The following is a 24,719-nucleotide window of genomic DNA, read 5'->3' as shown; positions in this document are numbered from 1 at the left end:
TGAGCATTCCTCGGGTGGCGGCGGAGGCGGAGCGCCCGCGCCCGTCCAGACCGAGACGGTAGCGCCGGGCACGGTCACCAACACCGAGACGGACATTCAGACGACGGTTGCGACCTCGGTCGAAACCACCGTTGCGACGTCAGTCGAGACCTCGACGGTGACCGTCATGCCGACGCATCAGCAGAATCGGGATTTCGGCCCTGGTACGACCGGGCAACACGGGTGACGAACTGGTAGACGCCGTCCTCGTCGGGTGCCAGCGGGCCTGGCCTGGCGTGCGGTGAGCTCAGTCCGCGCTGCACGGACTCGCACGCCGCCCAGTCCTGCTTGTTCGTCAGATCCCAGAAGTCCACGGCGTAGGAGGGATCGAAATCTGGTTGGGCGGCAACGTCTTTCGGGAATGCCCAGCCGCATTCCACGTGTGTCCGGTCGACCGCCAGCGGCGTCATGAGATGGGTCATCACGTAGTCGGGGTGCAGGCTGACGAGCAGGTTGGGATAGCCGACCAGGTACATCACGCTGCGCAGCTCGTGCTCGGAGAGGCCCTTGATGGCCACGCCGCCGCTCTTGCCCGTCAGTGACATGGTCTCGGCGCTGTCGATGATCGACATCCAGCCGCCCATCCAGGAACCGGCGAGCTCGAGGTTCTCCCCGCTGGTCGGCGGGCTGATCCGGGACAGTTCGGGGTGAATCGTCGAGCAGTGATAGCACTCCTGGTAGTTCTCGGCGATCACCTTCCAGTTGGTGGCGAGCTCGTAGGAGTGCCTGGCGACGATCGTCAGGTCCTCGGGACGGTAGGGGCCCACCACCTCTTCGAGTCCGGCGACGTGGTCGGTGAAGTCGGCGTCCTCTCCGCTCGGGTCGGCGAACAGCCAGCCGTGCCAGTTGACCAGCCGCAGTTCGGCCAGCCCGAACTCATCCGGCTCGAACCCGTCGACGTCGGAGAAGCCGGGGGCGTTGCGCACCCGACCGTCGAGGCGGTACGACCAGGAGTGGTAGGGGCAGACGATGGTGCGGCGCTTGGCCGTGGCGCCACACCCCAGCAGCTCGTGGCCGCGGTGTCGGCAGGTGTTCGCGAATGCCCGGATCACGCCGTCGTCGCCGTGCACCAACAGCACCCCGTCGGCGCCGTTGCCCACAGCGCGCTGCATGCCGACGCCGTCGAGATCGCCCGCGTGTCCGACGCAGATCCAGCCCGAGAAGATGTTGCGCCGTTCCCATTCGAACACCGCGGGGTCGACGTAGGCTGCCCGCGGCAGCATGCGTGACCGGCCGAACGGCGCGAGCGCAGCGGCGAGGTCGTCGGCGGGAACCGGCGCCGGACCGTGCTGTTTGAACATACAGTCAGGCTACTGCGCCGAGTCGGATTGGTCTACAGGGGGAGCGTGACGACATGACCACCTTCTTGCTGGTACCCGGTGGGGGTTCCGATCCGTCGTACTGGCGGTTCCTGGTGGCCGAGTTGGCCGACCGCGGACACCGGGGTATCGCTGTTGACCTGCCCTGCGACGACGATTCGGCCGACCTGGATGCCTACGCCGATGCCGTCGCCACGCAGCATCGCGACGACGGCGAGCGGCCGATCGTGGTTGCCCATTCCTTCGGTGGTTTCACCGGACCGCTCGCCTGCACGCGGGTCGATGCGTCCGCACTGATCTACGTCTCGGCGATGATCCCCCGCCCGGGCGAACGGCCGGGCGACTGGTGGAGTGCCACCGGGTGCGGTGCTGCACAGCGCACCGCGGCAGCGGCGGGCGGATACGACCCCGACGACATGGACGCACTGTTCTACAACGGAGTCGACGCGGCGGTGATCGGTGAGGAAGTCGAACGCGCTCAGTCGGATACGCCGTCGGAGAAGCCGTGGCCCGCGGCCGCCCTCCCCGTGCTCCCTACCCGATTCGTGCTCTTCCGTGACGACCGCTTCTTCCCTGAGGAGTTCATGCGCGGGGTCGTCGCCGACCGACTCGGGATCGAACCCGAGGTCACCCCCGGCGGGCACATGGCCATGCTGTCGCATCCGGCCGAGCTTGCCGACCGACTCGTCGCCGCGGCCGCACCTGGCTGAGGCCCCATCGCTAGGAAGGTTGTTCATGGACAGGCAAGCGATTCGACACGTTCTCGACCGGTACTACGCGGCGTTGAACGGCCACGACCGAGACCGTCTAGCGGGAGTCGTCGCCGGGGATGTGGTGTTCGACGACGACATGGTGCCGGACATCGTCTTTCACGGTGCCGACGAGTTTCTCGGTGTGTTCGACGGGATGTGGTACGCGTTCCCCGATCTGCGACTCGAGGTCCTGCGTGGTCCGTTCTTCGTCGTCGTCGTCGACGACGACGACGACGACGGCGCCGCGCAATGCGCCGTCCATGGGCGACTGACGGGCACGCTCGCCAACGCGGTGCCCGACTGGGGCTTCACCCGCGTCGGCGCAACGCTGAACCAGGAGTACATGGCCGTGTATGAGGTTGCCGGCGACCGCATGTCGTACATCCGGGCCTGTCTGAACCCCGCGATCCTGGCAAGCCAGGTCGGGTCAGCGAACTAGGCCTCCCCGGCGAAGGCGGCGATGCCGCGGCTGGTCGCTTCGTCGTTTCGGGTCATCCGGCGGAACACGAGATAGCCGATGACCACTGCGGCGAACGCGGCCAGCAGCAGCAGGGTGGCCAGTGCGTTGAGTGCCGGGGTGGGTGCGGCGCGCGCGGTGTTGTAGATCTTCACCGATACCGGTTCCGTCGCGGACCCGTTGGAGAGATAGCGGACCAACACGAAGTCATCGATCACGTCGGCGAAGACCAGCACGGTGCTGGCGAAGATCGCTGGCATCAGCATCGGGAGCGTGATCCGCCGCAGCGCGCCAAGCTGTGAGGCGCCGAGATCCATTGCCGCCTCTTCGTATTGCGGTCCGATGGTGGCCAGCCGCGCGCGCACCAGCACCGCCGGGTAGGCCACCTGATACGTCACCAGACCGACTACCTGTGCGGAGGTGCCCAGCCCGAAGGGCAGCGCCAGCGATGTCACGACGAACAGCAACGCGACGGCGAGCAGCACCTCCGGGATGACGAACGAGATCAGCATCAGCACGTTCGCACCCGAGGGCAGGCGACCCCGCCACCGGTCGATCCCGATCGCGAACAACACTCCGAGGGGGACGGCGATCAGGGTGGCGATCAGTCCGAGCTTGAGCGTCTGCAGGAGCGCGGTGTGCAGCGAGGCGTCGTGCCAGACCGACTTCGTCTGATCGCCCCAGTACCAGCGAAACGAGAAGCCCTGCCAATTGGTTCGGGAGCGGCCGTCGTTGAAGGAGAACATGATTGCGATGAGCACCGGCAGCAGTGACCACACCAGGTAGGCGATCGTGATGCCGGCCAGCACTCGGGGTCGTCGCCATGGATCGCGGTACCAACCGATCGGGCCGCGCACGGCAGCCATTCCGGAGGGCAGGAGCGTAGCGACCCGGGGATTGGTTTCGGCCGTCATGTTCGAACCTCGTCGCCGCGCAGCGTGACCCGGACGTAGTAGACCATCGGCAGCACCGTGGCGATCAGCACCAACATGACGAACGCCCCCGCCTGCCCGGTCTGGCCGGGGGCCTGCACGCTGTCGTTGATGAGGTTTCCGACCATCGCCGTCTTGGGCGATGCGGACAGCAGATCGTTGGTGAAGTAGTCGCCGAGCATCGGCAGGCAGGTAAGCAGGACGGCGGCGAGAATGGTCGGCCTGCACATCGGCAGCGTCACCCGAAGGAACGACGACACCCGGTTGGCGCCGAGGTCTCTGGAGGCCTCCAGCATCGATTGGGAGAGCCGGTCCAGCCCTGCGTACAACGGCAGGATCATGTAAGGGACGTAGCCGTAAGCCAGACCCAGGACCACGACGACCGGCTGACCGGTCAGCCAGTCCACGTTGACGTCGAACAGGCCGCCGAATCGCAGGATCCGGTTGAGCAGGCCGTCGTTCTGAAGAAGGTTGACCCAGGCCAGCATTCGCATCATGTAGCTGATCCAGAACGGTGCGATCAACAGCGCGATGAGCAGGCCCTTGTGCCTACCGGCCAGCCGGGATACGTAGTAGGCCACCGGGAACGCGATGCACAGGCACAGAATGCTCGCCGCCGCGACGTAGACGACCGTGCGTACCAGCGCCGGGAAGTAGACGCCATCGGGGCCGATGCGCGTGAGCACGTAGGTGAACTGGGTGGGGTCCCACTGCAACGGATTCCACACCGGAACCGCGGTACGGAACACCGGGTCCCGCTGACCGAACACGATCGCCAGCACCACGTAGAGCGGCGCGAGGAAGAACAGCGCCAGCCAGCCGATACCCGGTGCGGCCAGTACGGTCCACAGTCGGTTGGTGGGTTGGCGCGACCGCAACACCGTGGTCAGGACCCGCCGGCGTTGAACGCGTTCCAGACGTTGTGCCAGGCGGCGTCGTTGTCCGCGTCGAGTTCCAGTGTCCGGTAGCCTGCGTCGAAGTACTCCGGTTTGACGATCGCGGACCGCAGGTTCTCGGGGATGAACTCCTCGGCCACCAGCGAATCCGCGGTGATGGAGTTCTGCGGCGGCTGGTATCCGATCGCCGAGAAGTTCTCCTTGGCGACCGCGGGGTCGAGCATGTGGTTGAGGAACAGGTGGGCCAGCACCGGGTTCTTCCCGCCCTTGAGCGTGACCAGCATGTCGTTGTCCACCAGGCCCTTGCCGTCCTCGGGGAACCAGTACCGCAGGATCTCGGTCCCGACACCCTCGGGAAGGTAGTTCTGCGCGTTGATGATGTCGCCCGACCACATCTGGGACAGCCCGATCTGCCCGGCGGGCATGTCGCTGTACATCGTGATGGTGACCTTGGGCGACGTTGCCTTCACCAGAGCGGAGAGCTGGTCGCCGACCATCTTCAGGTCGGCCTCCGACGACGTATTGACATCGGTGATGCCCTGCTTCAGCAGCACCATCGCCATCGCGGTGTGGAAGTCGTCGATGATCGCGGTCTTGTCCTTGTAGGCCGGATCCCACAGCGTGGCATAGGGATTGCTCAGTTTACCGATGTCGGCCGGCACTTGGTCGGTGCGCCAACCCATTCCCGTGGTGTAGATGGTGTACGGCACGGTGTACTGCCAGCCCTGGTCGTACCAGGGGTCGGTGAAGGTCGGCCACACGTTGGAGATGTTGGGGATGTAGCTGTGGTTGAGCGGGCGCACCAGGTCACCGGTCACCAGCCGGCTGATCTCGGTGTAGTTGGCGTTGTAGATGTCGAAGTCGACCCCGCTGCGCAGCTTGGTGATCGCCTCGTCGCCGTCGTTGAACGTCGACACCTCGACCTTGATGCCGTGCTTGTCCTCGAAGGCCTTGATGGCCTGCGGGCTGAGGTAGTCGGCGTAGTTGTAGATCTTGAGCGTCGCGCCCTTCTCGGGCGGGAGGTTGTCGCCGATGGGTTTGTTGTCGTCCGCGATCGGCCACTTGACCGGACTGTCCGGCTTCGCGATCGTCAGGCTGGGACCCGACGATGTCGGTCCGGGCTTCGAGCAAGCCGCCAGGAAGGCCCCGAGCGTGGGTGCGGCGGCGGCGAGAATCGCGGCGCGCTGAAGGAACTCTCGACGGTTCGGGCCGGGTCTGTTGGGCACTGGCATCTGGGCCTCCCCGGAAGGTTCGCGTCTTGTCGGTGTTAGGACTATCACATAGACTGAATGCTCAGTCAACCGCTGACGAACGCTTGCGCGAGGAAAATTCAACCGCTGGAGAGTGGAGGTTTCACCGTGTCCTCAACGGTGATCGAGAGTCCCGTGTCCGACGCGGTCGGCCAGTTGATCGCCGACGAGGAGCAGGTGTTCCTTCGGCGTCAGCCCCGCAGTACCGAACTGATCGCGCTTGCCCGCGAGCACCTCGCAGGAGGCGCGACCTCCAACTGGCAGATCGCCGAGCCGCAGGCCGTCTGGATGAGTCACGGCGCAGGCTCCAAGGTGTACGACGTCGACGGTACGGAGTACGTCGACATGCACGGCGGCTACGGCGCTTCCATTGCGGGACATGCCCATCCGGCGATCGTGGCCGCCGTCAGCGACCGGGTCCGGCGTGGCACCCACTTCGCCCAGCCCACGGAGGACGCCATCTGGATCGCCGCTGAGCTGTCCCGCCGGTTCGACCTGCCGCTGTGGCGGTTCGCCAACTCCGGCACCGAGGCCACCATGGACGCCGTCCATCTGGCCCGCGCGCTGACCGGGCGCGACCTCATCATCAAGGTCGAGGGCTGCTACCACGGACACCACGACTCGGTGCAGGTGTCGGTACTGCCGGACGTCGACGAGATCGGGCCCCGCGACCATCCCATCGGCGTGCCGGGTAACTCTGGCATTCCCGCCGCGATCCGCGACCTGGTGGTCGTCGTGCCGTTCAACGACGTCGACGCCGTGGCCCGTGCGCTCGCCGAACACCGCGGTCAGGTGGCCGCGATGATCCTCGAGCCCGTGATGATGAACGCCGGCATCATCCTGCCCGACGGCGGCTATCTGGCCGCCATCCGCGACCTCGTCCACCGGGTCGGCGCCCTGCTGATCTTCGACGAAGTGAAGACGGGCTTCACCACCGGGCCCGGTGGTGTCACCGCATCGTCGGGCGTGGCGCCCGACATGGTATGTCTGGCAAAGGCTTTGGGTGGCGGCATCTCGGTCGCCGCGATCGGCGGCACGACGGACGTGATGTCGGCGATCTCCGACGGCCGCTACGAGCAGGTCGGCACGTTCAACGGCAACCCGCTGGCGATGGCGGCCACCCGAGCCACCCTGGCCGAGGTGCTCACCCCCGAGTCCTACCGTCGACTCGACGCCAACGGCGCCCGCCTTCGCTCCGCGCTGGAGGGCGTCATCGCCGAACACGGGTACGAGTGGCACGTCGTCTCGATCGGCGCCAAGGGCTGCGTGACGTTCAGGCGGGACAGGGTGCGTGAGTTCCGCGACTTCCTTCAGATCGACGCCAGGTTGGGCCACCTGCACTGGCTCGTGCAGCACAACGGTGGGGTATTCCTCCCGCCATGGGGGAAGGTGGAGCAATGGCTGTTGTCCGTACAGCACGACCGCGACGACGTCGACCGGTTCGCGGCCAACTTCGCCCGCTTCGCGGCCGCGGTGGCGAACTGAACGGCCGCCCGTGACCGGCGGGGAGATCCGGCTGGTCGAGCTGGTCAAGTCCTTCGACGGGGTGCCCGCGGTGACGGGCATCGACCTCGACATCCCCGCTGGGCAGTTCTACTCGCTGCTTGGCGCATCGGGATGCGGGAAGACGACCACGCTGCGCATGATTGCCGGGTTCGAGAAGCCGGACTCCGGACGCATCGAACTCGACGGCCGTGACGTCGCGGGCGATCCGCCGCACCGCCGCCCGGTGAACACCGTCTTCCAGACCTATGCGCTGTTTCCGTTCATGACGGTCTGGGACAACGTCGCGTTCGGACTGAGGTATCAGAAGACGTCGCGGGACGAGACCAAGCGCCGGGTTGGTGAGGCACTCGACCTGATGCAGATGGGCAAGTTCGCCAAGCGCCGCCCGGCTCAGCTGTCGGGCGGCCAGCAGCAGCGAGTCGCGCTGGCCAGGGCCCTGGTATTGCGGCCGCGCGTGTTGCTGCTCGACGAACCGCTCGGTGCGTTGGATGCCAAGCTGCGCAAGCAGTTACAGCTCGAACTGCGCGCCGTCCAACGCGAGGTGGGCATCACGTTCGTCTACGTGACCCACGATCAAGAGGAAGCGCTCACCATGAGCGACCGGATCGCCGTGCTCGCCGAGGGCCGCGTCGAACAGGTCGGCCCTCCGCAGGAGATATACTCGGCGCCTGCCACCACGTTCGTGGCCGGTTTCCTGGGGGCGGCCAACATCTTCGACGCCGACGTGCTCGAACTGTCCGGATCGTCGGCGGTGTGTTCGGCGATGGACACCCGCCTCGGCGCGGCGGTCGACGAGTCAGCGCGCACGGGTCCCGCGGCCATCGTGATCAGGCCGGAGCGGATCACGTTGCAGGACGCGGGTACACCGGTGAGCAACGGGCACAACGCGATCGGTGGCACGGTGTCCGCAGTGGTCTACCTCGGCTCATACACCCAGGTACACGTCGACGTCGGCGCTCCGTCCGCGTTGATCGTCGAGGTGCCCAACACGTGGGGGCCGGGCTCGGTGGCCCATCAGCCGGGTGCGGCCGTCACTTGTGTCTGCACACACGACGCGGTGCGAGTGCTGCACCGCAGCAGTGCGCAGCCGGTCACCGACCCCGTGGTCGAGAACGCGCTCGTCGTTTCGTCGTCGACGGAAGGTTGAGTTCGCGTTCGGCGAACCGCATCGCGATCTTGTAGGCCACGTCGGAGTCGACTTCGGGATCGGCCAGCGCCACCTGTATCGACAGGCCGTCGAGCAGCGCGCTGAACTCCAGCGCGAACAACCGGGCGTCGACCTCGACGTCGAGTTCGTCCGACGCCTCCGCCGACTTGATGGCGTCCACGATCATGCGGCGCCAGCGGGCGTCCAGTTCGACCCTGCCCGCCTTCACCTCGTCATGCCGGAAGGCTTGGGCCCACAGGTCGAACCATAATCCCCACGCGCCGGGAATCTCGTTGTCCGTCTGGGGAACACACGTCCACTTGATCAGCAGCGACAGTCGCTCGCGCAGCGAGGTGACCTCGGCGAGCATCTTCTCGGCGGCCTCGTAGAACGACTCCTCCGAGTGGCGCAGCGCGTCGACCAGCAGCCGGTCCCTGGTGCCGAAGTAGTAGATGACCAGAGCCGAGCTCACTCCCGCACGCTTCGCCACGTCGGCGATGCGCGTCTCGCCGAAGCCGCGCTCGCAGATCAGCTCGGCTGCGGCGCGCAGCATCTCGGTACGGCGGGCCTCGTTGTTCTCGGTCGCGGGCGCGGGGTCGGCCATGTCGTCTGCGTTTCTCCCTCGTGCTGGCAGCGGTGCTACTTGTCTATAGCCTAACACTTGATTAGATTGAACAGTCAGTCAGGATGGGCGAGAAGCCCGGGTGAGAGAGGTCCCTCCATGTCGAATTCGTATGACGCGATCGTGATCGGCGGCGGCCACAATGGATTGGTCTCGGCGGCGTATCTGGCCCGGTCGGGCGCCAAGACCCTGGTGCTGGAGTCGCGGGGCAGCCTCGGCGGCGCGGCCACCACCGAGTCCCCGTGGGAGGACGCGCCCCATCTTCGCGTGACCCGGCTGTCCTATGTGATGAGCCTGATGCCGGCCACCATCGTCCGCGAGCTCGGCCTGGAGCGACACGGCTACAAGGTGCACCCGATGGGCCCGTCCTACCAGGCCTTTCCGGAGGGCGGCTCGCTGATCATCTACGAGGACGACCCGGCGCGCACCCACGAGCAGCTCGCCAAGTTCTCGAAGAAGGACGCGGACGCGTTGCCCGAGTACTACGCCTGGATCGAGGGAATCGCCGAGGTGATGGGCCCGCTGCTCACCCAGGTGCCTCCGAACATCGGCTCGAAGCGGCCGTCGGACCTGCTCGACCTTGCCAAGCTGGCCTGGCCGCTGCGCAGCAGCATCACTCCACGCCTGACCGCGGACATCACGCGGCTGCTGACCATGAGCATCGCCGATCTGCTCGACGACTGGTTCGAATCACCGCAAGTCAAAGGTCTGATGGCGGTCAACGGCATCATCGGCACCTGGGCCGGACCGTGCGAACCCGGCACTGCATACGTGATGGCCCACCACTCGATCGGTGACGTCGGAGACGGCCAGCTCGGCAGCTGGGGGTATCCGGAGGGTGGCATGGGTGGCGTGTCGGAGGCCATCGCGAAGTCCGCGCGCAGCTTCGGCGCCGAGATCCGCACCAACGCCAAGGTTTCCCGTGTGCTGACGCGTGGTGGTCAGGTCCGCGGGGTCGTCCTCGAGAATGGCGAAGAGATCACGGCCCCATCGGTGGTCACCACGTTGCACCCGAAGATCGCGTTCCTCGACCACCTTTCGCATGATGAACTCCCCGAGGATTTCGTTGGCGACATCGAGCACTGGAAGACGCGCAGCGGTGTGGTGAAAATCAACGTCGCACTGTCCGAGCTGCCCAGTTTCACCGCCAACCCGAGTTCCGGAATGGCCGAACACCTCACCGGCTCGATTGAGATGGCGCCGACGATGGAGTACCTCGAGGCAGCCTTCCAGGAGGCCCGAGTCGGCAAGCCCGCTACGCTGCCGTTCAGCGACGGGGTCATCCCAACGACCTTGGACAAGACGCTGAATCCCGATGGCACGCACATCATGTCGCTGTTCACCCAGTGGTGCCCCGCAGATTGGGCGAACGCGCCGCACACCGAGGAGCTCGACGCCTACGCCGACCGGGTCATCGACACCTACGACCAGGTGGCGCCCGGCTTCAAGGCGTCGATCACGCACCGCGACGTCGTCGGACCGCAAAAGATGGAGCAGGAGTACGGGCTGATCGGCGGCAACATCTTCCACGGGGAGCTCTCGCTGGAGCAGCTCTTCCACATGCGGCCTGCGCCGGGCTTCGCCGACTACCGCACCCCGATCGCCGGCCTCTACAACGGCAGCTCGGCCACCCACGCAGGCGGCGGCGTGTGCGGCATCCCCGGCTGGCAGGCCGCCAAGGCGGCACTGGCCGACAAGAAGAAGGCCGGTCGCCGCGGCCTCCGCGCGCTGGGCCGTCGGTCCTAGCCGATGGACGCCGCACGCCGGGCGGCGGTCGCCGCCATGCTCGGCGCACGTTCGGTGGCGGTGGTCGGCGCCAGCGCGAAGTCGAACAGCTTCGGTGAGCGGATGGTCATCGAAGCGCAACGCAGCTCGGCGCGAATGCATCTGGTGAATCCGCGTTACGACCGGATCGGCGAACTGCCCTGCGCGCCATCCCTGGCCGATCTGGACGAACCCATCGACCTGGTGCTGCTCGGCGTGCCCGACAGCGCGCTGATCGGCCAGCTGGAGGCGGCCGCCGACGCCGGGGTGCGGTCCGCCGTGCTCTTCGGTGCGGCGCACGGACTTCGCGACAAGGTCGCCGCCGTCGCGTCGGCAGGCGGTATGGCGGTGTGCGGCGCGGGCTGCATGGGGTTCGTCAACAACGTTCTCGGCGTGCGTGCATTGGGCTACCTGGAACCCGATCCGCTGCCGTCCGGCGGAGTCAGCCTCGTCACCCATTCCGGATCGGCCTTCTCGACGCTGCTGCGCTCCCGGCGCGGGTTCGGGTACCGGCTCGCGGTGTCGTCGGGCCAGGAACTCGTCACCGACACTGCCGATTACGTCGACTACGCGCTCGACGACCCGGGTACCAGGCTGGTGGCGCTCTTGATGGAGACTCCACGGGCAGCGCCCCGGCTGCGACGGGTGCTGCTTCGTGCCACCGAACGCAATGTGCCCGTGGTGATCCTGCCCGTCGGCGGGTCACCGACCGGTCGCGCCATGGTCGAAGCGCACTCCGGTGCGCTGGCCGGTGCGGACGCCGGCTGGCATGCGTTCTGCGACGCGGTCGGCGCCATCCGGGTGCGCGACCTTGCCGAGTTCGCCGACACGATCGAGCTGTTCTCGACCGGACGGCGCGCGAAGCGCGGGACGAAGGGTATCGCGACGGTTCACGACTCGGGTGCCGAACGCGCGCTCACCGCCGACCTGGCCCATGCGCTTGGCGTGGACTTCGCGGCACTGTCCGACCCCACGGTGCAGGCCGTCGAGGGATTGCTCGACGATGGCCTGTTCGCCACCAACCCGCTGGATGTCTGGGGTACCGGCGCTGATCCCCGTGGGCTGTTCCGAGCCTGCTTGCGGGTGATCGCCGACGACCCCTCGGTGGCCGTCACCGCGCTGGCGGTCGACCTGGTCACCGAGTTCGACGGTGACACCGCCTACGCGGATGCGGCACTGGACGTCGCGACCGATACGAACGCTCCGCTCGCCGTGCTGACCTCGATCCCGTCAGCCATCGACCGGGCCACCGCGGAGCGGTTGCGCGACAACGGCATTGCGGTGCTCGAGGGCGTGAGCAGTGGGCTGGCGGCGCTCGGCCACCTGGCCGCGTGGCCGCTGCCCACCGACCATTCCGACCCCGCTGCCGATCAGGCTCGACGCGACCGCTGGCTGCGCCGACTGGCCGATGGGGATCCGAGCGCGGCCTTCGATCTGCTGGCCGACTACGGCGTCCCGGTGGCGCGGTCGCGTGCCGCGGGGTCGCTGGAGGAGGCGGTGGCGGCCGGTCGCGAGATCGGCTATCCCGTCGCGATGAAGACGCTGGGCGCCGAGCACAAGAGCGACGTGGGGGGCGTCGCGCTCGGGATCGCCGATGAAGATTCGCTGCGCGCGGAGTACACGGAGATGACGCAGCGGCTGGGACCCGCCGTCACCGTGCAACCGATGATCGCCGAAGGGGTCGAGATCTCCGTCGGCGTGGTGCGAGACCCGGCCTTTGGTCCGCTGCTGGTGGTCGCGGCGGGCGGCACGTTGGTCGAACTGCTGGACGACCGGGCGGTGGCCCTTCCACCGCTGTCGCGAGCGGGCGCGATGCGACTACTCGACGGGATGCGCATCCGGGCGCTGTTGGCCGGGTGGCGCGGCGGCGCGCCGGCCGATCTGACCGCGTTGGCCGACGTGATCGTCGCGTTCTCCACCATGGCAACCGAACTCGGCGACGGCATCGACGCTCTCGAGGCGAATCCGGTGATCGCGTCAGCCGACGGCGTGGTCGCCGTCGATGCGCTGCTGGTAGTGCGCGGCAGGGTCGGCGAGTAAGGGCGCGAACGCCAACTCGGCGGCGCCGATCATCAGCGTCTCTGATCCCAGGCTGGCCGGCACGACTCGCACCAGATCGTGGGGTGCGCGCAGACTGTGCCGCCTGACCGCGTCGTTGAGCGCGTCGCCTGCCAGCGAGGGAAAGACCCGGAGAAATCCGCCGAGCACGATCAGATTGGGATTCAGCATGTTGACCGCGTTGCCGAGCGCGATGCCGAGATACTGTGCTTGGCGGTCAAGGGTTTTCGCAACCACACTGAATTCGTTGTCGTAGGTCTGGGCCTGGCTGACCTGCGTCTCGAGGCAGCCGATCAACCCGCAGTGACAGGTGTCCATGCCACCCACGTAGGTATGGCCGAGTTCACCGGCGTAACCGGCCGCACCGTCGAGGAGTTCACCGGCGACCACCACCCCGGCACCGATGCCGCCCGCGCCGCCGTTGACGTAGATCATGTGCTCGGCGTTCGCATGGCGACCGAAGATGTGCTCGGCGACCGCGCCGAGGTTGGCGTCGTTGGCCGCGAACGTCGGTAGTTGGGTTGCTGCGCTGAGCATTTGACCGATCTCGGCGTTCTGCCAATCCAGGTGGGTCGCCAGCCGGACCATGGAACCGGCCGCGTGCACCAGACCGGGAACGGCGACGCCGATCGCGACGACGCCACGGTCGGGCGGGAGCTGCCGCCGCATCTGCTGAATCGTCTCGGCCGCAAGGTTTACGGTCTGCTCCACGGTCGGGACGCCGGTGGTGGTGCGCCTGGTCACCTCGAGAACCGACCCGCCCAGGCTCACCAAACCGATTGTTACGGAATCGATGTCGGGGTTCACCGCGACGGCCAGCCTACGGCCCAGTGGTCGCACCACCAGACTCGGGCGGCCGACCTGGGTGGATGCCGTGGGTTGCGCCTCCTCGACCAGACCGTGTTCGACCAACTCTTCGACGAGGGCCTTGACCGTCGATCGCGACAGCCCCGTTCGGCGGGTCAGCTCCGCGCGGCTCATGGCGCGCTGGCGGTGGACGAGGGTGAGCACACCGGACAGGTTGCGCCGGCGGACGTCGTCCGTGCTGGTTCCGATCCTCGCGGTGCGATCCACGCCTCTCCTCCCTTGACAGTGGCGTGGGGCACATCATATGTTCGGCTCCTGAACAAATCTACCCTTCAGGGAGGCGGAGATGTCCGTTCTCGAGTCCGGCATTCCGGCCGCTGACGACTTGGTCCCGCCCGCCATTTCGACTACAAGCCCAGCCGCACCGAGGACGTTGCGGGCGTGTGGGTCTCGGCCGCGGCGTTTCGCGCCGATCCCGAGGTTGCCGACGCCATGGCGGCCACACGGGTCGACGAGCTGCGGCGTCCGACCCTCGACCCGGGTGAGACCTACCGGGACCTGCTGGCCGATCGGTCCGCGTACGAGGATTTCAATGCCGAATCCTCTTTCGGTGCAAAGGGATTCGGTTTCGTGCGGCTGAACCAGCTGGCTCTCGAGCATCTCTTGGGCGCTCGCTGACCCCTATTCATGGCCTAGACGTGATGTGCGTCACGCTATATGTTGTCCGAAACAACAAATCGGGAAGGTTGGGAGCGATCTCCATGAAGCGACTGGGATCTCTTGTGTTCGCCGTGATCATCGGAGCGGGGCTGGCCCTGTCCGGGTGTAGCAGCGACAAAGGCAGCGGTGGCGGGGGCGGGGGTAACCAGCCGCAGGGCAAGATCGGGGTGATCCTGCCCGACACGAAGTCGTCGGTCCGATGGGAGTCCAAGGACCGGCCTGCGCTCGAGGAGGCCTTCAAGGCCGCGGGCGTGCAGTACACGATCCAGAACGCCGAGGGTTCGGCGGACACCATGGCGACCATCGCCGACGGCATGATCGCCGACGGGGTGACCGTGCTGGCCATCGTGAACCTCGACTCCGACAGCGGCGCCGCCATTCAGCAGAAGGCGGCCAGCCAGGGCGTCAAGACCATCGACTACGACCGGCTCACCCTCGGTGGTGGGGCCGATGTCTACATCTCGTTCGACAACACCAAGGTCGGCGAACTCCAGGGCCAGGGCCTGGTCGACTGCCTGGCCGGGAAACCCGCGAACGTGGTGTTCCTCAACGGTTCTCCTACCGACAACAACGCCACCCTGTTCACCAGCGGTGCACACTCGGCGATCGACAAGACCCCGAGCATCAAGGTCGTCGGTGAGCAGGCGGTGCCGGATTGGGACAACGACAAGGCGGTCACCATCTTCGAGCAGATGTACACCGCGGCCGACGGGAAGATCGACGGCGTCTACGCCGCGAACGACGGGCTTGCCGGATCGGTCATCTCGATCCTGGAGAAGAACAAGCGCGCCGGGCAGGTGCCGGTCACGGGTCAGGATGCCACCGTCGAGGGTCTGCAGAACGTCCTTGCCGGAACGCAGTGCGTGACCGTCTACAAGTCCGCGAAGGAGGAAGCCGGCGCGCTCGCCAAGGCGGCAATCGCGCTAGTGAAGGGCGAGTCCGTGAGCACCGACGCCACCTCGCGCGACGACAAGGGCAACCGGGACGTTCCGTCGGTGCTCCTGATCCCGAAGTCGATCACGAAGGACAACGTCGACGTCGTCTTCAAGGACGGCGGTCAGGCCAAGGACGAGGTGTGCACCGGCCAGTTCGCGGCGATGTGCACCGCAGCGGGGCTCTGACCGGCCGATGACCGCAGAGGTGGTCCCCGAGATCGCGCCCATCCTCGAACTCCAGGGAGTCAACAAGAGCTTCGGCGTCGTGCACGTTCTGCACGACGTGGACTTCCAGGTCTATCCCGGCGAGGTGACCGCGTTGGTGGGCGACAACGGCGCCGGCAAGTCGACGTTGGTGAAGGCGATCGCGGGGATCCATCCGATCGACAGCGGTACCTACCTGTTCGAGGGCAAGCCGGTCTCGGTGCACGGGCCCAACGACGTTGCCGCCCTTGGTGTCGAGGTCGTCTACCAGGACCTCGCGTTGTGCGACAACCTCGACATCGTCTCCAACATGTTCCTCGGCCGTGAGCTCAAACACCGCGGTGTGCTCGATGAGGCCCGGATGGAGACGATGGCCAGGGAGGCCCTGGCGTCGCTGTCGGTACGGACGGTGAAGTCCGTGCGCCAAGCCGTCTCCAGCCTGTCCGGCGGCCAGCGCCAGACCGTCGCGATCGCCAAGTGTGTGCTGTGGAACTCCAGGGTGGTCCTGCTCGACGAGCCAACGGCCGCACTGGGAGTGGCGCAGACCCGGCAGGTGATCGATCTGGTGCGCCGGCTGGCCGATCAGGGTCTTGGCGTGGTGCTGATCTCGCACAACATGGTCGATGTGTTCGAGGTGGCCGACCGGATCTGCGCGTTGTACCTCGGCCGGGTGGCGGCCGAGGTGAAGGCGTCCGAGGTCACCCACGGTCAGGTGGTCGAGCTGATCACCGCCGGTCGCTCCGGCAGCCTCGGCCTTGCGCCGGCCGAAGCCGCCCAATCGATGTGAAGGACCGCGAAATGGCCCCCGTCAAAACCGAACTCGCCGATTCGGACTTTGCGGCCGATACCCACTCCGACGAGACGTTCCGCGATGCCGCGCGCGGCTACCTCCAGCGGGTGCGCGGCGGTGACATGGGGTCGCTGCCCGCGGTTCTCGGTCTCGTCGTGCTCTTCGTCGTGTTCGGGCTGGCGAACGAGCGGTTCATGTCGGCGCTCAACCTGGCCAACCTGGTGACGCAGGCCGGCTCGATCTGCGTGCTCGCGATGGGGCTGGTCTTCGTTCTGTTGCTCGGCGACATCGACCTGTCCGCCGGCGTCGCCGGCGGCGTCTCGGCTTGCGCGATGGCACTCGCCATCACCAGTCACGGTTGGCCGTGGTGGGCTGCGGTGCTGGCCGGGGTGGTCTGCGGAGCGCTGATCGGGCTGGCGATCGGACTGCTGAGGGCGAAGCTGGGCATCCCGTCATTCGTGGTGACTCTTGCGTTCTTCCTTGGGTTGCAAGGGGTTACGCTCAAGCTCATCGGTGAGGGCGGGTCGGTCCGGGTGGATGATCCGGTGATCCGGGGCATCACCATCGACAACCTCCCCGTGACGGCGGGCTGGGCCTGCGCGCTTTTGGTCGTCGTCGGATACGCCGGTCTGGAGCTGTACCGGCACCGCAGCAAGGTCGCGGCAGGGCTGCACCATGCACCGTTCGGGGTGGTGGTCGCCCGCATCGTCGGCGTCGCCGCGGTGACCCTCGGGGTCACCTACCTGCTGAGCCTGAACCGCAGCGTCAACCCGAACATCGAGATCCGCGGCATCCCCTACGTTCTGCCGATGGTCGGGGTGCTGCTCATCGTGTTGACGTTCGTGCTGACTCGCACCTCATATGGCAGGCACATCTACGCCGTTGGTGGCAACGCGGAGGCAGCACGGCGCGCGGGCGTCAACGTCGACCGAATCCGGATGTCGGTCTTCGTGGTGTGTTCGTCGCTGGCCGCACTGAGCGGGATCATCGCAGCGTCATACGGCGGCAAGGTGTCCGCGTCCTCGGGCGCGGGCAACGTCCTGCTGTATGCGGTCGGCGCCGCGGTGATCGGCGGCACCAGCCTGTTCGGCGGCAAGGGCCGAGCGCTCGACGCGGTGATCGGTGGCGTAGTGGTCGCGACCATCGCCAACGGCCTCGGTCTGCTGAATCAGTCGTCCTACATCAACTTCCTGGTCACCGGTGGCGTTCTGCTTCTCGCCGCCAGCGTGGACGCGATTTCTCGACGACGGCGGTCTGCCACCGGATTGAGCTAGAAGATCGAGTAGGCCTTCCGCACGGTTTCGTGCAGCTCCCAGGTGCCGGTCCAGCCCTTCGGGAACACCGCCATGTCGCCGACCCCGATCTGCGCCGGTTCACCGCCATCGGGCGTCACGGTCATTCGGCCTGCGACGAGGTAGATGACCTCGTTGGTCTCCAGCGTCCACCGTGACGGACCGGGAGCGCACTGCCAGATGCCCGCCGAGGACCCGCCGTCCACCCACAGCTCGACCCCGTGGGTGGCCATCTCCTCGCCGGTCGCTTCGTCCAGCGGGCCCCAGTCCTCCAGCTCGGCGTCGGCGGCCTTGGCGATGATCGGGGTGAGTACCGCATGGGTCACGAGTTGATCCTCTCGTTGGTGACGCTCTCCGGGAAGGGGAGCGAGATCGGTTCGGGTGCAACGCGACTGTTGCCGTCGGCGTCGAAGCGGTCCAGGCCGAGGTCGGTCAGGTCCAGCCAGGCGCACGCACCCGTCGTGGTCAGGTCGGCGGCCACCTGGGCCACCGCCGGGCCCCACATCATGCCGTGTCCGGCGGCGCTGGCCACCACCGTGCCCTCGACCGGTCCGTCGTCGGTGAGCAACGGCCCCAGGATCGGCAGGTGATCGGGGGTGTAGTCGATCGTCGCGGCCCAGGACCGTCGCAGTCCGAGGCCCGCGACGGCGGGGAACAGGTGCTCGATCCGGTCCCGCGCCTTGAGGTAGTACTCGTCGTCGAAGTCGACGGCTACCCCCGGCGGCTCGTCGGGGTTGCTCATGCCCCACAGCACACCGCCGGATTCGCCTGGCCGCCAATAGATTCCGGAGGTCACATCGAACACCATCGGCAGTTCGTAGATGTCGAGGTCGGGCGGGGCGGCGGTCACCACGACCTGGTGGCGGGTGCCGCCGGCCGGGATGCGGGCGCCGGCGCGGTTGCCCACGTCGGCGAGTTGCGGCCCCCCGGTGAGCACCACCCGGTCGGCGTCGATCGGGCCCGCCGACGTGTCGACGCCGACCACGCGGCCGCCCCGGGTGCGCAGGCCGGTGAAGGCACAACGCTCCCGAACGTCGATGCCGTGTGCGGTGAGGGCAGCGGTGTAGGCCAACACGTTTCGCGGGGCGTCGATGTAGCCGTCGCCCGCAGCGAACGAGGCGCCCATCGTGACGCCCTGCGCCAGGCCGGTGTGCCGTGCGTCGAGGTCGTCGCCACTGAGCCACTCGACGTCGAGGCCGAGCTCGCGCTGCAGGGCGATGCGGTCGTGGGCCTGTTGCACTTCGGCCGGGGTGAAGCACGGCATCAGATATCCCTGCGCTCTGAAGCCGCAGTCGAGCGGGAAGCGCTCACCGCTGGCGGCGTAGAACTCCTGGGAACGCAGGCCCAATCGGATGGCGGTCTCGGTGCCGCCCTGTGCGCGCACCATGCCCGCGGCGCGGCTGCTGGCCCCGTCGCCGAGCGTGCTCGCTTCGAGCAGGACGACGTTGCGCACGCCGCCTTCGGCGAGCAGAACGGCCGTCCAGGCACCGACCGTGCCCCCGCCGACCACCACCACGTCGGCCTTGGTGGAACTGGTCATAGTACGAGACCGTGACATAGACTGAACGCTCAGTCAAGAGGTCGGCGAGGATCGAGGTGCCCGGATGTACGGACTGACGGCGGACGATCGGCGTATCCAGGAGGCGGCGCGCGGATTCGTCGACTCGGTGATCCCGCTCGAGGTCGAGGTCGAGATGGCAGGCGGCGTGTTGACCAAGGAGGTTGCCGCCGAACACCACGCCAGGGCAATCGAATTGGGCCTCTACGCCACCAACATGCCGACCTCGGTCGGGGGTCCGGGGTGCACGGCGTTGCAGCAGGTCCTGGTGCAGGAGCAGTGCGGCAGGGCGACCAACGGGCTGGCCTGGGCGATGCACACGCCGCCGCAGTGGTGGGCCGACGTGGCGACCGACTATCAGCGCGAGCGGTGGCTGCTGCCCGCCGTACGCGGCGAGAAGCACGAGGCGTACGCCATCACCGAGGAGTTCGCCGGATCCGACGTCTCGGCGCTGCAGGCGACCGCCCGCCGGGACGGCGACGAATACGTGATCGACGGCGTCAAGTGGCACGTCACGTCGTACAACCTTGCCGACTACCTGTTCGTCCAGGCCAGATTGGTGGGTGGCGAGTACGACGGCGAGCACGTCCTGCTCGTCGTGGACCTGCCCTGGCCCGGTATGGAAGTCGTTCGCACGCCGCACTATTCGCATCACATTGCCGACGAGCACCCGATCGTGGCGTTCAACGGCGTGCGGGTTCCTGTGCAGAACCTGGTGGGCGCCGAGGGCGAGGGCATGACCTTCACCCAGGACTGGTTCCGGTTCGAGCGGTTGATGGTGGCGGCGCGCTGCGTCGGTGCCGCCCAACGCCTGATCGGCGAGGTCACCTCGTTCGCCAGGGAGCGGGTGGTCGACGGCAGGCCGCTCGGCGAGCATCAGTTGGTGGCGGGCATGCTCGCCGACAGCGCCACCGAACTGTTCGCCGCCCGCACGATGCTCTACGAGGTGGCGCGCTCGATCGACGCGGGCACCGACCGCAAGACCCTGCACGCGCAGGCGTCGATGGCCAAGCTGTACTGCTCCGAGATGGCCGGCCGGGTCGCCGACCGCGCCGTGCAGATCTTCGGCGGCCGCGGCTACATGAGGGAGAACGTGGCCGAGCGGATGTATCGCGAGCTCCGCGTCGAACGGATCTGGGAGGGCGCCAGCGAGATCCAGCGAATCATCGTGGCCCGCCAGTTGATGAACCGCGGTCCGGCGGCGGTGCTGGAGGGCGCCTAGATCTGTCGGCCGCCTCCAGCACGGCCGAACGTACGGTGCGCTGGTCCGGCAACCGGGTGCGATTCACCCACCCGTTGTTGGCCAGGGGCGTCTACGCCGACGCGGCCCTGGCGCGGCGCCGCGCAATGCATCGGCGATTGGCCGAGGTCGTCGAGGAACCCGAGCCTGCGGCCAGGCACCTGGCCCTGGCCGCGACCGTCGGTGACCACGCCACGCTGCATTCGCTCGATGAGGCCGCCGAGATGGCCCGCATGCGAGAAGCGCCCGCCGCCGCGGCCGAACTGGTCGAGCTGGCAGTGGGCCTGGGCGGTGACACCCCGCAGCGCCGGATCCGCTCGGCAAGCCATCATCTCGACGCCGGGGATCTCGGGCAGGCCCACGACGAGATTGCTGTCAGGCTTGATGTTTGGGTTGCCTCGGACGCGTCGGACGAGCAACGGGGTGCCTCGACCAGAGCTGCCATGTGCCAGCGGCCGCCGATTGAGCGATTTCCTGGACGCGCCGCTCCGACTTGACCCAGCCGCGCACCTCCTCAGTGCCCATCGCGGTTCCGGCGCGGTTGATCACTATCACCCACGGCAACCCGAGCCAATGCGCAATCAGCCAGAAAGGCCATACGGCAAATAGAATCAACCCAAGGTCGCTGGTGCCATCCATCCAAGAAGGCAGCCCAAAAAACCATTAACGACTCACCGACCACTGCACGCCATCCGGGTCAGTAACCTTTGCCATGCTGCCCTCGCCTACATCGATTTTCTACCGCAAGATGCGGTGGTCGCATGAAGCTTGCGCCGGACGCCTTGAAGGATTCTTGGTAAGCCGGAACAACGGTGCGGAGCGGCCACCCCTGGCGCCGCGGTCATCCACCGGCGACGGGGTTGGTGCGTCGGTCGGGAGGTGGTTGCTTCAAGCCGGAAGACCGCATGAGGACCGGCAACACGATGGCCACGAGAAGCAGCGCCGGGACGTCTCCCCGGAGGTGTCCCATGTGATGGTGGCCGCCGCCGAAGGATTGCACCGCCATTATTGCTGCGTGCACGACGCTCGAGCAGACGGCGAACCAGATCAGGCTGATGTTGGCCTCAGGACGTCGCGCCGCGTTCCAGAGGAAGAGGCCCAACGTCACGTACAGGCCAACGATCATCATGAAGTAGTCGGACTGGTAAGGAGCGCCGGGATGCCAAGCCCACCCAGACGGCCACACCACGGCGAGCGGATAGAGAAGGATCATCACCGCGCCGAACACGACGAGCGCGATCTGGAGAAGTCTGTAGCTGTGTGATGATGCCATTGCGCGCTCCAATAGGTACGGGCTCCGCGGGTCCACTTCTAGGAGCTCCGAGGCGATTCGTGCAACGAAAGTACGCGGTGCTGCCCCGACTCGGGCGCAATTCAACGTTCAACGGCGTTCGGGTTTCGGTACGTGCCAGTGGCGCCCTCCCGCCCTTGACGTGGAGTCTCCCAGCCGGTCCATTGGTTCGGCCAACACAGTCCTTGTAGCGGTGGTCAACGTCCCCGACGAACGAACACATCGACTACCTGGACACATTCACCGCCGATCACGACGCGATCGCACCACCGCTCTGAATCCCGCATTGGGAATACGTCTGCGGGGTAACGTCTTTGGCTAGCGCCGGGACTCCAGCACTCGCGCGCTCTCACGTGCGGCGGCCTCATTGCGGACGCCGACGCGCGAGCCGGCCAGCTTGGCTCGTACGTGCTCGTCCACGGTGACCGGGGCGTACAGCGCCGGGCGGTCGCCGTCGATGCACGATTCGAGCGGGCCAATCACCGCGTCGGCGTTGGCGTCGTGGAAGAACGCCGCAGACCGGCGGCGCTGGATGGTGCCGTCGACGACCGGCGGCTTGACCCGGTGCAGCGTCGACATCCAGCGCTCGTTGGTCAGACGTGCGGTGAGATCCCCCAGGTTGATCAGCAGCGCACCGTCTTCGGGGCTGACGTCGTGCCAGATCCCGCCGCTGCCAAGGACCTGAAGGCCACGCACCTGGTCGGCCCACAGGACGGTGACGACGCCGTAGTCGGTGTGCTCGCCCATTCCGGTCAAGTCGCCGTCGAGGCGGACGTGGGTGCCTTCGGGCAGCGCGTAGTTGTTCATCCGCAGCACGTTGATCGAGTGGTCGGTCAGGTCGCTGAAGAAATCGCTCGGGAGCCTGAGCGCGTCGGCGAAGATCGTCGTCATGGTGATCGCGACGCGTTCCGCCTCGGCGAAGTAGGCGCTCACCTCGTCCTCGAAACCGTCGATGGCTGGCCAGGTGTTCGGCGCATAGTGGTGCGCGACGTCGGCGGGCACGTCGGGGTAGTCGTGGACGGACCGGCCGACGTTGTAGGCCTCGAAGAAGTCGTTCATCCGGCTGGCCGATTCGACGCCGAGGCTCAGGCTCAGCGACTCCGAGTTCGGTGGCGTGTAACCGCGGTTCTCCGATGCCGGCCGGCGCCACGACTTCTTGTCATCCATCGGCAGGGCGAAGAACGCATCCATCGCCTCGGCCAGACCCGAGCTGACGGTCGGATCGATGCCGTGGCCGTGGATCTGGATGAAACCCACTTCTCGGCACGCGATGTCGATGGCTGCGGCCACAGCAGCCAGTTCGTCAGGGGTGCCGCCGGTGACATACGGACTGATGTCGACGGCGGGTACGCAAAACTCGCTCATGGGCATTCCTCTCGGGCGAAAACGGAGCACTCCTGTCCCGGAGGTGTCCGTTTCCCTGCCTGAGCGGCCTGACGTGTCATGTTGAACTCGGGTAGCCCGATGTTAACAAGCACGTCGAGGAGTCGCAGAGTCTGTTCGGAAGGTATTGCGGCGTAACCTGATTCAGTTAGCAGGGGTCGCCGGGAGGTGTGTAGTACGGCACGCCCTCTACCGTGTAGCACGGTATCTCGCCGGGAATGTACGGGTCGGTGGCCGCCGCGATGGCCACGCCGGTCGCGACGTCACCGACGACGTTGGTGCAGCCACCCACCCCGACATGTCGTCCGTGTGCGCCCGCGCAAATGTCGGCGTTCGCCGCCGGTATGACGACGAACGGCGCAACCGCCATCATCGTCATCAACAGCGCTGCTGTCAGCTTCTTCATCACGCACTTCCTCTTGCTAGGCCGGCCCGCCGTCATTGTCGCCCCCGGTGGTGCTCCCGGTGGGTGAATCGGCGTTTGTCTTCGTCGACTCGCCAGTTGGCTGCGCCTCCGCCGTTCTGGCGCGCCAGCCCAGCAGCCGCATGCCGTGGTAGACGAGCAGTGCGGCGATCGAGCCCAGCGCGATCCCGGTGAACGTCAATGACCCTGCCTGCCAGGTGAAGTCGGCGATGCCGATGATCAGGGCGATGGCCGCGGTCATCTGGTTGATGGGCAGGCTGAAGTCGACGTGATTGGTCAGCCAGATGCGCACGCCGAGCACGCCCACCAGGCCGTACAACACGATCGTGGCGCCGCCGAGGACGCCCGGTGGGATCGCGGAGATCGTCGCCCCGACCTTTGGGCACAGCGACAACCCGATGGCCACCGCCGCGGCGACCCAGTACGCGGCGGTGGAGTACACCCGAGTGGCAGCCATGACGCCGATGTTCTCGGCATAGGTGGTGGTGGCCGAACCGCCGCCGAACCCAGCCAGTGTCGTCGCCACCCCATCGGCGGCCAGCGCGCGGCCTATGAGCGGATCGGTGTCGGTGCCGGTCATCTGGCCGACCGACTTGACGTGCCCGATGTTCTCGGCGATCAGCGCAATGACGGCAGGCAGGAACAACGGCAGCACCGACCACGTGACCGTCGGCGCCTGGAACTCCGGCAGGCCGATCCAGGGTGCCGCCCCGATCGCCGAGGTGTCGACGTCACCGAGGACCAGCGCCAACAGATAACCGAGGACGACGGCCACGAAGATCGCCAGCCGCCCGATGATGCCGCGGAAGTACGCCAGGGCCGCGACGAGCAGAACGAGGGTGACGACGCCGACCAGCGGGCCCTTCTCGAAGTTGGTCTTCGCGGCGGGCGCCAGGTTGAAGCCGATCAGCGCGACGATGGCTCCGGTCACGATGGGCGGAAGGATCACGTCCAGCCAATGCGTGCCGACCAGGTGCACGACGGCCCCGATGATGATCAGCAGCACGCCGACGGCCACCAAACCGCCCAGCGCGCTTCCGGCTCCGTTCGACGCCACCGCCGCCGTCACCGGAGCGATGACCGAGAAGCTCGACCCGAGGTAGCTCGGCAGCCGGTTGCCGGTGATGATCAGGAACAGCACCGTGCCGATGCCCGAGAACAGCAGCGTCGTGGTGGGCGGGAACCCGGTCAGCACCGGCACCAGGAACGTGGCGCCGAACATGGCGACGACGTGCTGGGCGCCGATGCCGATGGTGCGTGGCCAGCTCAGCCGTTCATCCGGTGCGACCACCGCAGCGTCGGACGGGACGGGCTTCCAGGTCAGTGAGATCAC

The 24,719-nt window shown here is 67.1% G+C and carries 24 protein-coding genes; 12 read left to right on the top strand and 12 right to left on the bottom strand.

All coding sequences use genetic code 11. The features are described 5' to 3' along the window. Window positions 1-164 precede the first annotated feature (164 nt). Complete coding sequence (locus QOC69_RS04945; protein ID WP_526436964.1) at window positions 165-1,340, bottom strand: aromatic ring-hydroxylating oxygenase subunit alpha; 1,176 nt, start codon at window positions 1,338-1,340, stop codon at window positions 165-167. A gap of 53 nt (window positions 1,341-1,393) precedes the next feature. Here QOC69_RS04945 and QOC69_RS04940 point away from each other — a divergent pair, with 53 nt between their 5' ends. Both QOC69_RS04940 and QOC69_RS04935 read left to right on the top strand, forming a co-directional pair. After that, the gene (locus QOC69_RS04940) at window positions 1,394-2,068 is read left to right on the top strand and encodes an alpha/beta fold hydrolase (RefSeq protein WP_526436962.1); all 675 of its coding nucleotides are present in this window, start codon (window positions 1,394-1,396) and stop codon (window positions 2,066-2,068) included. Window positions 2,069-2,093: 25 nt separating this feature from the next. After that, window positions 2,094-2,549: a nuclear transport factor 2 family protein gene (locus tag QOC69_RS04935; protein WP_526436960.1), complete on the top strand. Its 456-nt coding sequence runs from the start codon at window positions 2,094-2,096 to the stop codon at window positions 2,547-2,549. Here the strand turns inward: QOC69_RS04935 and QOC69_RS04930 are convergent. Genes QOC69_RS04930 through QOC69_RS04920 form a run of 3 tightly spaced genes read right to left on the bottom strand, consistent with a single transcriptional unit; the run spans window position 2,546 to window position 5,627 of the window. Continuing rightward, on the bottom strand, window positions 2,546-3,481 hold the full coding sequence (locus tag QOC69_RS04930; RefSeq protein ID WP_526436958.1) for an ABC transporter permease: 936 nt from the start codon (window positions 3,479-3,481) through the stop codon (window positions 2,546-2,548). The two genes, QOC69_RS04935 and QOC69_RS04930, sit on opposite strands and share 4 nt — an antisense overlap. Beyond that, window positions 3,478-4,380 carry an ABC transporter permease gene (locus QOC69_RS04925; RefSeq protein ID WP_526436955.1) on the bottom strand — a complete coding sequence of 301 codons (903 nt, stop codon included), beginning with the start codon at window positions 4,378-4,380 and terminating at the stop codon, window positions 3,478-3,480. Before QOC69_RS04925 ends, QOC69_RS04930 begins: the two co-directional genes overlap by 4 nt. Before the next feature lie 5 nt (window positions 4,381-4,385). Next, the gene (locus QOC69_RS04920) at window positions 4,386-5,627 is read right to left on the bottom strand and encodes a polyamine ABC transporter substrate-binding protein (protein WP_526436953.1); all 1,242 of its coding nucleotides are present in this window, start codon (window positions 5,625-5,627) and stop codon (window positions 4,386-4,388) included. Window positions 5,628-5,753: 126 nt separating this feature from the next. On the opposite strand from QOC69_RS04920, the gene QOC69_RS04915 reads away from it, so the two are divergent. Together QOC69_RS04915 and QOC69_RS04910 are read left to right on the top strand one after the other, a co-directional pair. Then, window positions 5,754-7,130: an aspartate aminotransferase family protein gene (locus QOC69_RS04915; protein WP_526436951.1), complete on the top strand. Its 1,377-nt coding sequence runs from the start codon at window positions 5,754-5,756 to the stop codon at window positions 7,128-7,130. A gap of 10 nt (window positions 7,131-7,140) precedes the next feature. Further along, the gene (locus QOC69_RS04910; RefSeq protein WP_526436949.1) at window positions 7,141-8,298 is read left to right on the top strand and encodes an ABC transporter ATP-binding protein; all 1,158 of its coding nucleotides are present in this window, start codon (window positions 7,141-7,143) and stop codon (window positions 8,296-8,298) included. On the opposite strand, the gene QOC69_RS04905 is transcribed toward QOC69_RS04910, so the two are convergent. Continuing rightward, window positions 8,243-8,902, bottom strand: coding sequence for a TetR/AcrR family transcriptional regulator (locus QOC69_RS04905; RefSeq protein ID WP_526436947.1), 660 nt, complete (start codon window positions 8,900-8,902; stop codon window positions 8,243-8,245). The genes QOC69_RS04910 and QOC69_RS04905 overlap by 56 nt on opposite strands. 117 nt (window positions 8,903-9,019) lie before the next feature. Here QOC69_RS04905 and QOC69_RS04900 point away from each other — a divergent pair, with 117 nt between their 5' ends. Together QOC69_RS04900 and QOC69_RS04895 are read left to right on the top strand one after the other, a co-directional pair. Next, window positions 9,020-10,666, top strand: coding sequence for a phytoene desaturase family protein (locus QOC69_RS04900; protein WP_526436945.1), 1,647 nt, complete (start codon window positions 9,020-9,022; stop codon window positions 10,664-10,666). 3 nt (window positions 10,667-10,669) lie between these two features. Next, window positions 10,670-12,724 (top strand): acetate--CoA ligase family protein, encoded by a 2,055-nt coding sequence (locus QOC69_RS04895; protein ID WP_526436943.1) that lies wholly within the window; start codon window positions 10,670-10,672, stop codon window positions 12,722-12,724. Here QOC69_RS04895 and QOC69_RS04890 read toward each other — a convergent pair. Continuing rightward, window positions 12,662-13,816: an ROK family protein gene (locus QOC69_RS04890; RefSeq protein ID WP_526436941.1), complete on the bottom strand. Its 1,155-nt coding sequence runs from the start codon at window positions 13,814-13,816 to the stop codon at window positions 12,662-12,664. The two genes, QOC69_RS04895 and QOC69_RS04890, sit on opposite strands and share 63 nt — an antisense overlap. A 174-nt stretch (window positions 13,817-13,990) precedes the next feature. On the opposite strand from QOC69_RS04890, the gene QOC69_RS04885 reads away from it, so the two are divergent. The 4 genes from QOC69_RS04885 (at window position 13,991) to QOC69_RS04870 (ending at window position 17,472) form a co-directional block, all read left to right on the top strand. Then, window positions 13,991-14,227: a hypothetical protein gene (locus QOC69_RS04885; protein WP_526436939.1), complete on the top strand. Its 237-nt coding sequence runs from the start codon at window positions 13,991-13,993 to the stop codon at window positions 14,225-14,227. Window positions 14,228-14,310: 83 nt separating this feature from the next. Then, window positions 14,311-15,390 (top strand): sugar ABC transporter substrate-binding protein, encoded by a 1,080-nt coding sequence (locus QOC69_RS04880; RefSeq protein WP_526436937.1) that lies wholly within the window; start codon window positions 14,311-14,313, stop codon window positions 15,388-15,390. A 7-nt stretch (window positions 15,391-15,397) separates the two neighbouring features. Beyond that, window positions 15,398-16,195 (top strand): ATP-binding cassette domain-containing protein, encoded by a 798-nt coding sequence (locus QOC69_RS04875; protein WP_526436934.1) that lies wholly within the window; start codon window positions 15,398-15,400, stop codon window positions 16,193-16,195. 11 nt (window positions 16,196-16,206) lie between these two features. After that, window positions 16,207-17,472, top strand: coding sequence for a sugar ABC transporter permease (locus QOC69_RS04870; protein ID WP_526436932.1), 1,266 nt, complete (start codon window positions 16,207-16,209; stop codon window positions 17,470-17,472). Here QOC69_RS04870 and QOC69_RS04865 read toward each other — a convergent pair. Together QOC69_RS04865 and QOC69_RS04860 are read right to left on the bottom strand one after the other, a co-directional pair. Continuing rightward, window positions 17,469-17,816 carry a cupin domain-containing protein gene (locus QOC69_RS04865; protein ID WP_526436929.1) on the bottom strand — a complete coding sequence of 116 codons (348 nt, stop codon included), beginning with the start codon at window positions 17,814-17,816 and terminating at the stop codon, window positions 17,469-17,471. The genes QOC69_RS04870 and QOC69_RS04865 overlap by 4 nt on opposite strands. Further along, window positions 17,813-19,030 (bottom strand): NAD(P)/FAD-dependent oxidoreductase, encoded by a 1,218-nt coding sequence (locus tag QOC69_RS04860; protein ID WP_526436927.1) that lies wholly within the window; start codon window positions 19,028-19,030, stop codon window positions 17,813-17,815. The genes QOC69_RS04865 and QOC69_RS04860 overlap by 4 nt, the downstream gene beginning before the upstream one ends. Window positions 19,031-19,094: 64 nt before the next feature. Between QOC69_RS04860 and QOC69_RS04855 the strand changes: the two genes are divergently transcribed. Both QOC69_RS04855 and QOC69_RS04850 read left to right on the top strand, forming a co-directional pair. Beyond that, window positions 19,095-20,270: an acyl-CoA dehydrogenase family protein gene (locus tag QOC69_RS04855; protein WP_526436925.1), complete on the top strand. Its 1,176-nt coding sequence runs from the start codon at window positions 19,095-19,097 to the stop codon at window positions 20,268-20,270. A gap of 35 nt (window positions 20,271-20,305) precedes the next feature. Then, window positions 20,306-20,785: a hypothetical protein gene (locus QOC69_RS04850; RefSeq protein WP_526436923.1), complete on the top strand. Its 480-nt coding sequence runs from the start codon at window positions 20,306-20,308 to the stop codon at window positions 20,783-20,785. Between the two features lie 344 nt (window positions 20,786-21,129). Here the strand turns inward: QOC69_RS04850 and QOC69_RS04845 are convergent, their stop codons facing one another. The 4 genes from QOC69_RS04845 to QOC69_RS04830 all read right to left on the bottom strand — a co-directional run bounded on the left by QOC69_RS04845 (window position 21,130) and on the right by QOC69_RS04830 (window position 24,719). Continuing rightward, on the bottom strand, window positions 21,130-21,561 hold the full coding sequence (locus QOC69_RS04845; protein WP_526436921.1) for a DUF6632 domain-containing protein: 432 nt from the start codon (window positions 21,559-21,561) through the stop codon (window positions 21,130-21,132). A gap of 336 nt (window positions 21,562-21,897) precedes the next feature. Continuing rightward, window positions 21,898-22,944, bottom strand: a complete 1,047-nt coding sequence (locus QOC69_RS04840; RefSeq protein ID WP_526436919.1) for an isopenicillin N synthase family dioxygenase — start codon at window positions 22,942-22,944, stop codon at window positions 21,898-21,900. Window positions 22,945-23,110: 166 nt separating this feature from the next. Further along, window positions 23,111-23,368: a hypothetical protein gene (locus QOC69_RS04835; protein ID WP_526436917.1), complete on the bottom strand. Its 258-nt coding sequence runs from the start codon at window positions 23,366-23,368 to the stop codon at window positions 23,111-23,113. A gap of 16 nt (window positions 23,369-23,384) precedes the next feature. Next, window positions 23,385-24,719, bottom strand: coding sequence for a uracil-xanthine permease family protein (locus tag QOC69_RS04830; protein ID WP_526436915.1), 1,335 nt, complete (start codon window positions 24,717-24,719; stop codon window positions 23,385-23,387).

This window comes from Mycobacterium sp. (genome assembly GCF_032162105.1).
GTDB lineage: Bacteria > Actinomycetota > Actinomycetes > Mycobacteriales > Mycobacteriaceae > Mycobacterium.
This window is presented reverse-complemented; position numbering and strand designations above follow the sequence as displayed.